The organism is Citrobacter sp. wls757 (assembly GCF_005280935.1).
Taxonomy (GTDB): Bacteria; Pseudomonadota; Gammaproteobacteria; order Enterobacterales; family Enterobacteriaceae; genus Citrobacter; species Citrobacter portucalensis.
Genome location: NZ_SZWU01000017.1, coordinates 132426 through 146604 on the forward strand (window position 1 = coordinate 132426; position 14179 = coordinate 146604).

At 53.8% G+C, this 14179-nt stretch carries 12 protein-coding genes; 11 read left to right on the forward strand and 1 reads right to left on the reverse strand.

Annotated features, from left to right (window positions below; translation table 11 throughout):
* Positions 1-1545 (forward strand): chemotaxis protein CheA (cheA, locus tag FDW94_RS05325; protein WP_249358310.1); only part of this gene is annotated, 1545 nt, incomplete at its 5' end.
* 20 nt (positions 1546-1565) lie between these two features.
* Positions 1566-2069, forward strand: a complete 504-nt coding sequence (gene cheW, locus FDW94_RS05330; protein WP_003034638.1) for a chemotaxis protein CheW — start codon at positions 1566-1568, stop codon at positions 2067-2069.
* Between the two features lie 76 nt (positions 2070-2145).
* On the opposite strand, the gene FDW94_RS05335 is transcribed toward cheW, so the two are convergent.
* The gene (locus FDW94_RS05335) at positions 2146-3405 is read right to left on the reverse strand and encodes a dicarboxylate/amino acid:cation symporter (protein ID WP_003833882.1); all 1260 of its coding nucleotides are present in this window, start codon (positions 3403-3405) and stop codon (positions 2146-2148) included.
* A gap of 406 nt (positions 3406-3811) precedes the next feature.
* Here FDW94_RS05335 and tar point away from each other — a divergent pair, with 406 nt between their 5' ends.
* The 9 genes from tar (at position 3812) to flhe (ending at position 13885) form a co-directional block, all read left to right on the forward strand.
* The gene (tar, locus tag FDW94_RS05340; protein ID WP_003833879.1) at positions 3812-5467 is read left to right on the forward strand and encodes a methyl-accepting chemotaxis protein II; all 1656 of its coding nucleotides are present in this window, start codon (positions 3812-3814) and stop codon (positions 5465-5467) included.
* Positions 5468-5510: 43 nt separating this feature from the next.
* Positions 5511-7112 (forward strand): methyl-accepting chemotaxis protein IV, encoded by a 1602-nt coding sequence (tap, locus tag FDW94_RS05345; protein ID WP_071446161.1) that lies wholly within the window; start codon positions 5511-5513, stop codon positions 7110-7112.
* A gap of 19 nt (positions 7113-7131) precedes the next feature.
* A complete protein-coding gene (gene cheR / locus FDW94_RS05350) occupies positions 7132-8004 on the forward strand; it encodes a protein-glutamate O-methyltransferase CheR (protein ID WP_032943796.1) in 873 nt (290 codons plus the stop codon).
* A complete protein-coding gene (locus tag FDW94_RS05355) occupies positions 8001-9050 on the forward strand; it encodes a chemotaxis response regulator protein-glutamate methylesterase (protein ID WP_003833872.1) in 1050 nt (349 codons plus the stop codon). The genes cheR and FDW94_RS05355 overlap by 4 nt, the downstream gene beginning before the upstream one ends.
* Positions 9051-9067: 17 nt before the next feature.
* Complete coding sequence (gene cheY / locus FDW94_RS05360; RefSeq protein ID WP_003034656.1) at positions 9068-9457, forward strand: chemotaxis response regulator CheY; 390 nt, start codon at positions 9068-9070, stop codon at positions 9455-9457.
* A 10-nt stretch (positions 9458-9467) separates the two neighbouring features.
* Positions 9468-10112 carry a protein phosphatase CheZ gene (cheZ, locus tag FDW94_RS05365; RefSeq protein WP_003034659.1) on the forward strand — a complete coding sequence of 215 codons (645 nt, stop codon included), beginning with the start codon at positions 9468-9470 and terminating at the stop codon, positions 10110-10112.
* Between the two features lie 158 nt (positions 10113-10270).
* Positions 10271-11422 (forward strand): flagellar biosynthesis protein FlhB, encoded by a 1152-nt coding sequence (gene flhB, locus FDW94_RS05370; RefSeq protein WP_003833866.1) that lies wholly within the window; start codon positions 10271-10273, stop codon positions 11420-11422.
* Positions 11415-13493, forward strand: a complete 2079-nt coding sequence (gene flhA / locus FDW94_RS05375; protein ID WP_003833865.1) for a flagellar biosynthesis protein FlhA — start codon at positions 11415-11417, stop codon at positions 13491-13493. Before flhB ends, flhA begins: the two co-directional genes overlap by 8 nt.
* The gene (gene flhe / locus FDW94_RS05380) at positions 13493-13885 is read left to right on the forward strand and encodes a flagellar protein FlhE (protein WP_008785064.1); all 393 of its coding nucleotides are present in this window, start codon (positions 13493-13495) and stop codon (positions 13883-13885) included. The genes flhA and flhe overlap by 1 nt, the downstream gene beginning before the upstream one ends.
* Positions 13886-14179 lie beyond the last annotated feature (294 nt).

Consider the following 14179-nt stretch of genomic DNA (forward strand, 5'->3'; position numbering starts at 1 on the left):
GAAGAGAGCAAAAAACGCATTACTCTCTCGCGCCTGAAAGCCAGCGAAGTGGATTTACTGGAAGAGGAACTGGGGAATCTGGCGACCTTAACCGATGTGGTAAAAGGAAGCGACACGTTATCAGCAACGCTTGATGGCAACCTCGCAGAAGATGACATCATCGCGGTGCTTTGCTTTGTCATTGAAGCGGACCAAATTGAATTCGAAACCGTCAGCGCAGCGCCTGTGGCAGCTGAAGCTGAAGAGGTGGCAGTTGTCACTGAGCCGCAGCCGGTTGCTGTGGCACCTGCGGTGAAAGCTACCGCCAGTGAAGCACCACATAGCCGCGCGGAACGTGAAAAACCCGCCCGCGCCAGCGAGTCGACCAGTATCCGCGTAGCGGTTGAAAAGGTTGATCAGCTTATTAACCTGGTTGGCGAGTTGGTGATCACCCAGTCGATGCTGGCCCAGCGCTCTAACGAACTGGATCCTGTCAATCATGGCGATCTCATCACCAGTATGGGTCAGTTACAACGTAACGCCCGCGATTTGCAAGAGTCGGTGATGTCGATTCGTATGATGCCAATGGAGTACGTGTTCAGCCGTTTCCCTCGTCTGGTGCGCGATCTGGCCGGTAAGCTGGGTAAACAGGTCGAGCTGACGCAGGTAGGTAGCTCAACCGAACTCGATAAGAGCCTGATTGAACGCATCATCGATCCGTTGACGCACCTGGTGCGTAACAGCCTCGACCATGGTATCGAACTGCCGGAAAAACGCCTTGAATCCGGCAAAAGCCCAATCGGCAATCTGACGCTTTCCGCGGAGCATCAGGGCGGGAATATTTGTATTGAAGTGACCGATGATGGCGCTGGCCTGAACCGCGAACGTATCCTGGCTAAAGCTGTCTCTCAGGGCATGCCGATCCACGAAAACATGAGTGATGACGAAGTGGGTATGTTGATCTTCGCTCCAGGCTTTTCGACCGCCGAACAGGTGACGGATGTTTCCGGACGCGGCGTGGGTATGGATGTGGTGAAGCGAAATATCCAGGAGATGGGCGGCCATGTTGAGATCCAGTCTAAACAGGGACTGGGGACCACTATTCGCATTCTGCTGCCGCTGACGCTGGCGATCCTCGACGGGATGTCCGTGCGTGTGGCCGATGAGGTCTTCATTCTGCCACTGAATGCTGTTATGGAATCGCTGCAACCGCGCGAAGAAGATCTCCATCCGCTGGCCGGAGGAGAGCGCGTTCTGGAAGTGCGTGGCGAATATTTACCGCTGGTTGAGTTGTGGAAAGTCTTTGAGGTTGAAGGCGCTAAAACTGAAGCGACTCAGGGCATAGTGGTCATTTTACAAAGTGCAGGGCGTCGCTATGCGCTGCTGGTCGATCAGTTAATTGGCCAACACCAGGTAGTGGTCAAAAACCTGGAAAGCAACTACCGCAAAGTGCCAGGTATTTCTGCTGCAACGATCCTCGGCGACGGCAGCGTCGCGCTGATTGTCGATGTCTCTGCATTGCAGGGGTTAAACCGCGAACAACGTGTGGCGATCACAGCCGCCTGATTGAGTGAGAAGGGAATAATATGACCGGTATGAGTAATGTAACTAAACTGGCCGGCGAACCGTCAGGTCAGGAATTCCTCGTGTTTACGCTGGGGGATGAAGAGTACGGTATCGATATCCTGAAAGTGCAGGAAATCCGTGGGTATGATCAGGTGACGCGCATCGCTAACACGCCTGCGTTTATCAAAGGCGTCACAAACCTACGTGGTGTGATTGTGCCTATCGTCGACCTGCGCGTGAAATTTAGCCAGAGCGATGTGGATTACAACGAAAACACCGTGGTGATTGTGCTGAATCTGGGTCAGCGGGTGGTTGGAATTGTGGTAGATGGCGTCTCGGATGTGCTGTCGCTGACAACGGATCAAATCCGTCCGGCACCGGAGTTTGCGGTCACGCTGTCAACGGAATATTTGACGGGATTGGGTGCGCTGGGTGACCGGATGCTGATTCTGGTCAACATTGAGAAACTGCTGAACAGCGAAGAAATGGCGCTGCTGGATATTGCCGCTTCCCACGTCGCATAATCGCCATAACTCATCCGGCCTACAATGATTGCTGTTGCAGGCCGGATTAGCGTAGCGCATCCGGCAGATTTCCCTCTTACGCTTCCCGCTCAACCAGCTCCGGTTCTTCTTCCAGTAAACCTTCATCCTGGGCCAGCATCGCCGTTGCAATCCCGTTACCTAATACGTTGATTGCTGAACGTCCCATATCCAGGAAGTGGTCAATTCCCATCAGTAACAGGATCCCGGCGACCGGAATGTTAAAGCTCGGGATGGTTGCAGCCAGCACTACCAGTGCTGAACGCGGCACACCGGCAATCCCTTTGGACGCCAGCATCAGCGTCAGCATCAGGACGGTGATTTCTGCGAAGGAGAGGTGGATGTTATAGGCCTGCGCGATAAACATGGAGGCAAATGAACAATAGACCATGGAACCGACCAGGTTAAACGAATAACCGATAGGCAGCACGAATGACACGATGTTGGGTGAGCAGCCAAATTTAGTTAATTGCTCCAGCGTTTTCGGATAAGCGGCCTCAGAGCTGCTGGTGGTGAATGCGACCAGAACCGGGTCTTTTAGCATGCTCACCAGGCGAAATACCTCTTTTTTCAGCATGACATAACCCACAGCCAGCAGAACCAGGCAGGTCAGCAAAATCGCCACATAGTAACCGCCGATAAACGACGCATAGTTAAGCAGGATCCCCAGACCCTGGGTGGAGATGACGGAAGAGATGGCGGCAAAAATAGCCAGCGGTGCAACGTACATCACGTAGCCGGTCACTTTGAGCATAATATGGGAAACCACATCCAGCGCCGCAACCAGTGGGGCGTTGAATTTCTCACCAAGGGATGCGCCACCAATACCGAAAAACATTGAGAACACCACAATTTGCAGGATCTCATTGTTAGCCATCGCTTCGGCGATGCTGGTTGGAATGGTATGCGTCAGAAAACCTTTCAGGCTCATGCCGCCCACGGCCAGGCCGGTGTCGGTGGCTTCCAGCGGGATCGCCAGGTTCAGCCCGCTGCCGGGTTGCTCAAGGGAAACCACAAACAGACCGACCAGGATAGACAATATAGAAGAGCTGATAAACCAGATCATCGCTTTGCCGCCCACGCGACCGATGGTGGACGTTTCTCCCAGGCGCATAATACCAACGGTCAGGGTGCTGAATACTAAAGGCGCGATCACCATTTTAATCAGGCGTAAAAAGATGTCGGTAAGAAGCGTAATGTTATCGGCCCAGGCGGTCACGACGCCGGGGGAGGCATAAGAGTGGATCACCGCACCCGACAGGATCCCCGCCAGCATGAAGATCACGATAAACAACGTGAGTTTGTTTGCATTTGCCACTAAAAAGCCCTCAGTAAGGATTTAACATTTATTGATCGGTTACTCATTTTTTATACTTATTAAGTGGTAACGAGGTATTCATCATATAAATTGGATTAAAGCGTAAACGGATACAACTTTTTTTAATTTTTTATCCATTTTGTTGTGGTATTTACGATGCGTATGTGTGATCTCAATCACATAAAAATGCGTATTTCGGCCATTCTGACCGTGCTCACCGATGAAAATAAATGTTATTTACATGATAATTATGGTGTTTTTATGTGAATGATTTGTGGTTGCTGCACACCCGTTTTATCTTCCCCTCGCCAGGCTTCACATCCCTTCAGGATTTCCTTTTCGCAAACGTAAAGTTATCTCAGCGAGTGCCGATAACGTTGATAACTCGTTTTCAGGAAGGTGCCTTATGTTTAACCGTATCCGCGTTGTCACAATGCTGATGATGGTGCTGGGGGTTTTCGCACTGCTACAGCTTGTTTCCGGTGGTCTGTTGTTTTCTTCATTGCAGCAGAATCAGCAAAGTTTTGTTATTTCTAACGATCTTCGACAGCAGCAAAGTGAACTCACCTCAACATGGGATCTGATGCTGCAGACACGAATCAATTTAAGCCGTTCTTCTGCGCGCATGATGATGGATGCGTCTAACCAGCAAAGCAGCGCAAAAAACGATCTGCTGAAGAATGCGAAAGCATCGCTGGCGCAGGCTGAAACGCATTACGCAAAATTTAAAAACATCACACCGTTGCCGGAAATGGCAGAAGCCAGCGGCAACGTTGAGGAAAAATATCAGCAGTACCATGCGGCCCTGGCAGAACTGGTTCAGTTTCTGGAAAGCGGCAATATGGACGCCTACTTCGCGCAGCCTACGCAGGGAATGCAAAACGCGCTCGGCGAGGCGCTGGGCAAGTACGCCAGCGTTAGCGAAAAGCTTTACGTCCAGGCATTTGATCAAAGCGCGCGGGATTACCATTTCGCCCAATGGCAGCTCGGCGTGCTGGCCGTGGTGCTGGTGCTGATTCTGGTGGTGGTCTGGTATGGCATCCGTCATACCCTGCTTAATCCTCTGTCCCGTGTCATTGCCCATATCCGGGAAATCGCCAGCGGTAACCTGACCGCAACTCTCGCCGTTAGTGGCCGTAACGAAATCGGCGAGCTGGCCAGTACGGTTGATCATATGCAGCGCTCGCTGACGGAAACCGTCACTCTGGTGCGTGAAGGCTCTGACGCGATTTATTCCGGTACCAGTGAAATTGCCAGCGGAAACACTGACCTTTCATCTCGTACGGAACAGCAGGCGTCTGCACTGGAAGAGACCGCAGCCAGCATGGAACAGCTGACCGCAACTGTGAAGCAAAACGCGGACAACGCGCGTCAGGCCTCGCAACTGGCAAAAAGCGCGTCCGATACCGCGCAGCATGGCGGCAAAGTGGTTGATAGCGTGGTGAACACCATGCACGAAATCGCCGATAGCTCGAAGAAAATCGCCGACATCATCAGCGTCATCGATGGTATTGCCTTTCAGACCAACATTCTCGCACTGAACGCGGCGGTTGAAGCAGCGCGTGCCGGTGAGCAAGGCCGCGGCTTTGCCGTGGTAGCGGGTGAAGTGCGTAATCTGGCAAGTCGCAGTGCGCAGGCGGCGAAAGAGATCAAAGCATTGATTGAAGATTCCGTTTCCCGGGTTGATACCGGTTCCGTACTGGTAGAAAGCGCCGGCGAAACAATGAACGATATCGTCAATGCCGTGACGCGGGTGACCGACATTATGGGCGAGATTGCCTCGGCATCTGACGAGCAAAGCCGGGGGATTGATCAGGTTGCGCTCGCGGTCTCTGAAATGGATCGCGTTACGCAGCAGAACGCCTCTTTGGTACAGGAGTCAGCTGCCGCAGCGGCCGCTCTTGAAGAACAGGCCAGTCGCTTAACGCAGTCGGTATCGACTTTCCGTCTTGCGTCACGTCCGGCCTCGACAAAACCACGCGATACACGATTACCAGCAGCCCCGAGCGCATCCTATCCGCGCCAGAGCATTGAACAAGATACGAATTGGGAAACATTTTGACTGATAGTTAAACCGCGGCCAGTGCCGCCCAATGGGAGCGTTGATGTTTAATCGTATTCGAATTTCGACCACGCTGTTTTTGATTTTAATCCTCTGCGGTGTTTTGCAGATTGGCAGTAATGGCTTGTCCTTCTGGGCATTTCGGGACGGTTTTCAGAACCTGAATCAGGTCGAACGGAGTAATCAGCAACGCGCTGCGCTGGCCCAAACCCGCGCTGTGTTATTACAGGCCAGTACGGCCCTTAATAAGGCAGGGACGCTGACCGCCCTGAGCTATCCGCCAGAGGACATCAAAACGCTGATGACCCTCGCGCGCGACAGCCTGGCGCAGTCTGAGTTGATGTTTAAACGCTTTATGGCGACGTCGGATTCGACGGAGCAAGGGAAGGCGCTGTTTGGCGCAACGGAGAATAGTTTCAGCCAGTGGCACAGCGCTCTCGCGCATCAGGCCACCTGGCTTGAAAATAATCAGTTGTCAGATTTTCTGACCGCGCCGGTGCAGGCGGCTCAAGATGCTTTTGATGCGAATGTGAATGCGTGGCAGAGCAACATCGACAGCGTGTTGCAAACGGCGGGAGAGCAGAGTCAGCGCAATTACCATATGTCGGGGGTGATTTTCGCCACCATGGTGGTACTGGCGGCACTGCTCACCAGCGGTGCGCTGTTCTGGTCGCGCAAGATGATCGTTCAGCCGCTGGCGATTATTGGCAGCCATTTCGACAGTATTGCCGCGGGGAACCTGGCACGACCGGTAGCGGTTTATGGGCGCAATGAGATCTCGGCCATTTTTGCCAGCCTGCAGAAGATGCAAAAGGCGTTACGCGAAACGGTAAGTGACGTTCGTCAGGGCAGCTCAGCCATGCATAGCGGTATTTCAGAAATTGCGATGGGCAATAACGATTTATCTTCGCGAACCGAACAGCAGGCGGCCGCGCTGGCACAAACGGCGGCCAGCATGGAGCAACTGACCGCCACCGTCGGCCAGAACGCTGATAACGCACGCCAGGCGTCAGGAATCGCCAAAAGTGCGGCAGACACAGCGCATAAAGGTGGCGAGCAGACGTCCCGGGTCGCCAGCACTATGCATGAGATTTCTGCCAGCTCGCAGAAAATCGGCGACATCATCGGCGTGATTGACAGCATTGCCTTCCAGACCAATATCCTGGCGTTGAATGCCGCGGTAGAGGCCGCCAGGGCGGGGGAGCAAGGACGTGGTTTTGCCGTCGTCGCTGGTGAGGTGCGCAATCTGGCAAGCCGTAGCGCACAGGCGGCGAAAGAAATTAAGGGACTGATTGAGGAATCTGTCACCCGGGTGCATCAGGGCTCGCAGCTGGTGGATATGGCGTCGCGCACTATGACGGAAATAGTCAGTTCGGTGACCCGGGTTAACGACATCATGGGCGAGATTGCCTCGGCATCCGATGAACAGCGCAGAGGCATTGAGCAGGTGGCGCAGGCCGTCAGCCAGATGGACTCCGTGACGCAGCAAAACGCCGGTCTGGTGGAAGAAGCCGCATCCGCCGCCGGACAACTTGCCACGCAGGCCGATCATCTTTCTGCTTGTGTCGCATTTTTTAAACTTGAAGAGCAAACCGTAGCAAAACAAGAGTTGGCGCAGCCTCAGGTTGCGCCCGTTGTATCCTGAATGTGATTGAGAAGGCGCTATGACATCATCTCTGCCCTCCGGGCAAACGTCATTATTGTTACAGATGACACAGCGCCTCGCGCTGTCTGACGCGCATTTTCGTCGGATATGTCAATTAATCTACCAGCGTGCGGGGATCGTACTGGCCGACCATAAGCGGGACATGGTTTATAACCGCCTGGTTCGTCGACTGCGTACCCTGGGGCTGGATGACTTTGGTCGCTATCTCAGCATGCTGGAAGCTAACCAGAACAGTGCTGAGTGGCAGGCTTTTATTAACTCCCTGACTACCAACCTGACCGCGTTTTTTCGCGAAGGGCATCATTTTCCGGTGCTGTCAGATCACGCTCGTCGGCGCAGCGGTGAATACCGCGTCTGGAGCGCGGCGGCGTCAACCGGAGAAGAACCCTACAGCATTGCGATTACGCTTGCCGATACCTTAGGTATGGCACCGGGCCGCTGGCGCGTTTTTGCCAGCGACATTGATACCGAAGTGCTGGAAAAGGCCAGAAACGGCATTTACCGCCTCGATGAGCTAAAGACGCTGTCACCCCAGCAGTTGCAGCGTTATTTCATGCGCGGCACCGGGCCGCATGAAGGACTGGTACGCGTTAGGCAGGAACTGGCAGGTCATGTTGAATTTTCCAGCGTGAACTTACTGGATAAGCAGTACAACGTGCCTGGCCCTTTTGATGCCATATTTTGTCGTAATGTGATGATCTATTTCGATAAAACGACACAACAGGACATTTTGCACCGTTTTGTTCCACTTCTTAAACCTGACGGGCTGCTGTTTGCAGGTCATTCAGAAAACTTTAGCAACCTTGTGCGCGAGTTTAGCCTGCGTGGACAGACCGTGTATGCGCATGCGCCAGGTAAGGATAAAGCATGAGTAAAATCAGGGTGTTGTCGGTAGATGATTCTGCATTGATGCGTCAAATCATGACCGAAATTATTAACAGTCACAGTGATATGGAAATGGTGGCGACGGCGCCGGATCCGTTGGTCGCCCGGGATTTAATCAAAAAATACAATCCAGACGTCCTGACGCTGGACGTGGAAATGCCGCGTATGGACGGCCTCGACTTCCTGGAGAAGTTGATGCGCCTGCGTCCAATGCCTGTGGTGATGGTTTCTTCACTGACCGGTAAAGGTTCAGAGGTCACGCTGCGGGCCTTGGAACTGGGGGCGATTGATTTTGTCACCAAACCGCAACTGGGGATCCGCGAAGGGATGCTGGCATATAGCGAGATGATTGCCGAAAAGATCCGCACCGCATCGCGCGCAAAACTGGCGGCCCATAAGCCCATGGCGGCACCGACGACCTTGAAAGCAGGGCCGTTACTCAGTTCGGAAAAACTGCTGGTGATTGGGGCGTCAACCGGAGGAACAGAGGCAATTCGCCATGTACTCCAGCCATTGCCGCTTTCAAGCCCCGGTATTCTTATTACCCAGCATATGCCGCCAGGGTTTACCCGTTCGTTCGCCGAACGTCTGAACAAACTGTGCCAGATAACCGTGAAAGAGGCAGAAGACGGAGAGCGCGTACTCCCGGGGCATGCGTATATCGCGCCGGGCGACAAGCATATGGAACTGGCGCGCAGTGGCGCGAACTATCAAATTAAAATTCATGACGGTCCGCCGGTTAATCGGCATCGGCCCTCAGTGGATGTGCTGTTCCATTCGGTGGCGAAACATGCGGGGCGCAATGCCGTCGGGGTGATCCTGACCGGTATGGGCAACGATGGCGCAGCCGGAATGTTAGCGATGAATCAGGCGGGAGCCTGGACCATTGCGCAAAACGAAGCAAGTTGTGTGGTGTTCGGCATGCCGCGCGAGGCCATCAATATGGGTGGCGTAAGCGAAGTGGTCGATCTTAGCCAGGTGAGCCAGCAAATGCTGGTGAAAATTAGTGCCGGACAGGCAATACGTATTTGAATCAGGAGTTTATTTTTATGGCGGATAAAGAACTTAAGTTTTTGGTTGTGGATGACTTTTCCACCATGCGTCGCATCGTGCGTAACCTGCTTAAAGAGCTGGGATTCAACAATGTTGAAGAAGCTGAAGACGGCGTAGATGCGCTGAACAAGCTGCAGGCTGGGGGATTCGGTTTTGTTATTTCTGACTGGAACATGCCGAACATGGATGGACTGGAACTGCTGAAAACCATCCGTGCCGATGGCGGGATGGCTTCTCTGCCGGTGCTGATGGTCACGGCAGAAGCGAAAAAAGAGAACATCATTGCGGCAGCACAGGCAGGTGCCAGTGGCTATGTCGTGAAACCGTTCACGGCGGCGACGCTGGAAGAAAAACTGAATAAAATCTTTGAGAAACTGGGCATGTGAGGGTGTGATGATGATGCAACCACAAATTAAACCTGCTGACGAACACTCTGCAGGGGACATCATCGCGCGCATCGGCAGTTTGACCCGAATGCTGCGCGACAGCCTGCGTGAACTGGGGCTGGATCAGGCCATTGCCGAAGCGGCAGAAGCGATTCCTGATGCCCGCGATCGTCTCGATTATGTTGTGCAGATGACCGCGCAGGCGGCGGAGCGTGCGCTAAACAGCGTAGAAGCTTCGCAGCCGCATCAGGACGCGATGGAAAAAGGGGCCAAAGACCTGACTAAACGCTGGGATGAATGGTTCGAAAATCCGATCGAACTCTCCGATGCTCGTGAACTGGTCACCGATACCCGTCAGTTCCTTGGTGATGTACCTGGACATACCAGCTTTACCAATGCCCAGTTGCTGGACATCATGATGGCGCAGGATTTCCAGGATCTCACCGGTCAGGTCATCAAGCGCATGATGGATGTTATCCAGGAGATTGAACGTCAGCTGCTGATGGTTCTGTTGGAAAACATTCCGGAACAGGGCGCTCGTCCAAAACGTGAAAACGAAAGCTTGCTTAACGGCCCGCAGGTTGACGCCTCGAAAGCCGGTGTAGTGGCAAGTCAGGATCAGGTTGACGACCTGCTGGATAGCCTCGGGTTCTGATGCGTATTTGCCGGATGTGAGGCGTGGGCCTCTCATCCGGCTTACGCGCAATTCTGCTTAAAGCCATAAATCCCGTCTTTTTTACCGCTTACTCTTCCCATTGCTGGATAGCTGTTCTGGCATCATTCTCGCCTATATCTCTATCCAGGGTCTGATGCGTGGCAGAAGAAAGCGACGACGACAAAACAGAAGCCCCCACACCCCACCGACTTGAAAAAGCGCGGGAAGAAGGGCAGATCCCCCGATCCAAAGAGCTAACCTCACTGCTTATTTTGCTGGTGGGTGTGTGCATTATCTGGATTGGTGGGGAGTCGCTTGCCCGTAGGCTGGCTGGCATGCTGTCGGCCGGATTACGTTTTGACCACAGTATGGTCAACGACCCGAATCTGATCCTCAGCCAAATCATCCTGCTGATTAAAGACGCGATGATTGCGCTGTTGCCGTTGATTACCGGCGTCGTTCTGGTGGCTTTAATTTCCCCGGTGATGCTTGGCGGCTTGATTTTCAGCGGTAAATCCCTGCAACCCAAATTCTCTAAGCTGAATCCGCTGCCGGGCATTAAGCGCATGTTTTCCGCGCAAACCGGCGCAGAACTGCTCAAAGCGATACTGAAGTCCACGTTAGTGGGAAGCGTGGCCGGATTTTATCTCTGGCATAACTGGCCGGCGATGATGCGTCTGATGGCGGAGTCTCCGATTACGGCGATGGGCAATGCCCTGGATTTAGTCGGTATGTGTGCACTACTGGTGGTGCTTGGCGTTATTCCGATGGTGGGGTTCGACGTCTTTTTCCAGATCTATAGCCATGTGAAAAAACTGCGTATGTCGCGTCAGGATATCCGCGATGAATTTAAGCAAAGCGAAGGTGACCCGCACGTTAAGGGCAAAATTCGTCAAATGCAGCGCGCGGCCGCTCAGCGTCGCATGATGGCGGATGTGCCGAAAGCAGACGTTATTGTCACTAACCCTACGCACTACTCAGTGGCGTTGAAGTATGACGAGAACAAAATGAGTGCGCCGAAAGTTGTTGCGAAAGGGGCCGGGCTGGTTGCGCTGCGCATTCGTGAAATTGGCGCAGAGCACCGTGTCCCGACATTAGAAGCACCACCACTGGCGCGTGCGCTCTATCGCCATGCTGAGATTGGTCAGCAAATACCGGGGCAATTATACGCCGCCGTTGCCGAAGTACTGGCATGGGTATGGCAGCTAAAACGCTGGCGTCTGGCTGGCGGCAAACGTCCACCACAACCTGAAAACCTTCCGGTGCCAGAAGCACTGGATTTCATGAACGAGAAGAATACTGATGGCTAATCTGGTCGCGATGCTGCGTCTGCCCAGCAACCTGAAATCCACGCAATGGCAAATCCTTGCCGGACCGATCCTCATCCTGCTGATTCTGTCGATGATGGTGCTGCCGCTGCCGGCTTTCGTCCTCGATTTGCTGTTCACATTTAACATTGCGCTGTCGATCATGGTGCTGCTGGTGGCGATGTTCACCCAGCGTACACTGGAGTTTGCCGCATTCCCGACGATTTTGCTGTTTACCACATTATTACGTCTGGCGCTGAACGTCGCGTCTACCCGTATCATTTTGATGGAAGGACACACTGGCGCGGCGGCGGCGGGGAAGGTGGTTGAAGCCTTCGGCCACTTCCTGGTGGGCGGTAACTTTGCGATCGGCATCGTGGTCTTCGTGATTCTCGTCATCATTAACTTTATGGTCATCACCAAAGGTGCGGGGCGTATCGCCGAGGTTGGCGCGCGCTTCGTGCTGGATGGTATGCCCGGCAAGCAGATGGCGATTGATGCGGATTTGAATGCCGGTCTGATTGGCGAAGATGAAGCTAAAAAACGACGCTCGGAAGTGACCCAGGAAGCGGATTTTTACGGCTCAATGGACGGTGCGAGTAAATTCGTCCGTGGAGATGCCATCGCTGGTATTTTGATCATGGTAATCAACGTGGTCGGCGGTCTGTTAGTTGGGGTGTTGCAGCATGGTATGAGCATGGGCAGCGCTGCGGAAAGTTATACCCTGTTGACCATCGGTGACGGGCTGGTGGCACAAATTCCTGCGCTGGTTATCTCTACCGCGGCGGGTGTTATCGTGACCCGCGTGAGTACCGACCAGGACGTAGGAGAACAGATGGTGACCCAACTGTTCAGCAACCCCAGCGTCATGTTGCTCAGTGCGGCGGTACTTGGGCTTTTGGGTCTGGTTCCGGGCATGCCTAACCTGGTGTTTCTGATGTTTACTGCCGCATTGTTGGCTCTGGCATGGTGGATGCGCGGTCGTGAGCAAAAAGCGCCAGATGAACCGCAGCCGGTGAAAATGCCGGAAAACAACTCCGTGGTGGAAGCCACATGGAACGACGTGCAGCTGGAAGATTCGCTGGGTATGGAGGTTGGTTACCGCCTGATCCCAATGGTGGATTTTCAGCAGGATGGCGAGTTACTGGGGCGAATTCGCAGTATTCGTAAGAAATTTGCCCAGGATATGGGCTTCCTGCCGCCGGTGGTACACATTCGAGACAATATGGATCTGCAGCCGGCCCGCTATAGAATTTTGATGAAAGGGGTAGAAATTGGCAGCGGTGACGCCTATCCGGGACGCTGGCTGGCCATTAACCCGGGTACTGCCGCCGGGTCGCTGCCGGGTGAGAAAACGGTCGATCCGGCGTTCGGACTGGACGCTATCTGGATTGAAAGCGCATTGAAGGAACAGGCACAGATTCAGGGCTTTACGGTGGTTGAAGCCAGTACTGTTGTTGCTACACATCTAAACCATCTGATTGGACAGTTCGCCGCTGAGCTGTTTGGCCGTCAGGAAGCGCAGCAGTTACTGGATCGAGTGTCGCAGGAGATGCCAAAGCTGACGGAAGATCTGGTGCCGGGCGTTGTGACGCTCACCACGCTGCATAAAGTGCTGCAGAACTTACTGGACGAGAAAGTACCGATTCGCGATATGCGCACCATCCTTGAAACGCTGGCGGAACATGCGCCGCTGCAAAACGATCCGCATGAGCTTACCGCGGTCGTCCGTGTTGCGTTAGGACGCGCCATCACTCAGCAGTGGTTCCCGGGTAACGAAGAGGTTCAGGTTATCGGTCTTGATACTCCGCTCGAGCGTTTGCTGCTGCAAGCGCTGCAGGGGGGCGGCGGCCTGGAGCCTGGGCTTGCAGACCGACTGCTGGCCCAGACTCAGGAAGCGCTGTCCCGGCAGGAAATGTTGGGCGCGCCGCCGGTCTTGCTGGTTAATCACGCGTTACGTCCGTTACTGGCGCGGTTTTTACGCCGCAGCATCCCGCAGTTGGTGGTGTTATCGAATATGGAGCTTTCCGATAACCGCCATATCCGCATGACGGCGACCATTGGAGGTAAATAATGCGTAATTTATTGTGGTTGTTGTTTTTTCCTCTGGTGGCGCAGGCCGCCGGAGAAGGGGCCTGGCAGGCAAGTGGCATGGGGATCACCTTAAATCACCGTGGCCAGTCAGCCTCGTCTGATCCTTTGGTTCCGAGCCAGCCGGTCTCAGGCTTGATGACGCTGGTGGCCTGGCGCTATGAGCTGAATGGCCCCACGCCCGCAGGTTTGCGGGTGCGTTTATGTTCTCAGTCCCGTTGTGTCGAGCTGGACGGGCAAAGTGGGACCACCAACGGGTTCAATAACGTTCCGGCCATTGAACCGATGCATTTTGTCTGGGAGGTCCCCGGCGGTGGTCGCCTGATCCCCGCGTTACGCATTCAGAGCAATCAGGTGATTGTGAACTACCGTTAACCCCCTCCGTCATTCAGACCAGCAGTTGAAACTGCTGGTTGTTTCAACATTACAGCCTCTCATTCAATTAAATAGAAACGTCATTTTATAAAATAAGTGACGTACGTTGCCGGACTCTTTGCATTCTTGCCATTTCACGAATCCTTCTGGCAGAAATAGAAAGGTTTCACTTTCTGTTAGCTTTTACTGTGACCCTATAAGGATGCCCATTGTCAAAGCGAGGATTGCGGGGCCTCCAAAAAAGCTGCTGCGCCGTAACAGGGGCAGGTCACAGCATTGAATCCGACATTGACA

Bases quoted from the DNA above. Each gene is read 5' to 3' on its own strand.
- tar (WP_003833879.1), top strand. From the start codon at position 3,812: ATGTTTAACCGTATCCGCGTTGTCACAATGCTGATGATGGTGCTGGGG.
- cheR (WP_032943796.1), top strand. From the start codon at position 7,132: ATGACATCATCTCTGCCCTCCGGGCAAACGTCATTATTGTTACAGATG.
- cheY (WP_003034656.1), top strand. From the start codon at position 9,068: ATGGCGGATAAAGAACTTAAGTTTTTGGTTGTGGATGACTTTTCCACC.
- flhA (WP_003833865.1), top strand. From the start codon at position 11,415: ATGGCTAATCTGGTCGCGATGCTGCGTCTGCCCAGCAACCTGAAATCC.
- cheW (WP_003034638.1), top strand. From the start codon at position 1,566: ATGACCGGTATGAGTAATGTAACTAAACTGGCCGGCGAACCGTCAGGT.
- FDW94_RS05355 (WP_003833872.1), top strand. From the start codon at position 8,001: ATGAGTAAAATCAGGGTGTTGTCGGTAGATGATTCTGCATTGATGCGT.
- tap (WP_071446161.1), top strand. From the start codon at position 5,511: ATGTTTAATCGTATTCGAATTTCGACCACGCTGTTTTTGATTTTAATC.
- cheZ (WP_003034659.1), top strand. From the start codon at position 9,468: ATGATGCAACCACAAATTAAACCTGCTGACGAACACTCTGCAGGGGAC.
- flhe (WP_008785064.1), top strand. From the start codon at position 13,493: ATGCGTAATTTATTGTGGTTGTTGTTTTTTCCTCTGGTGGCGCAGGCC.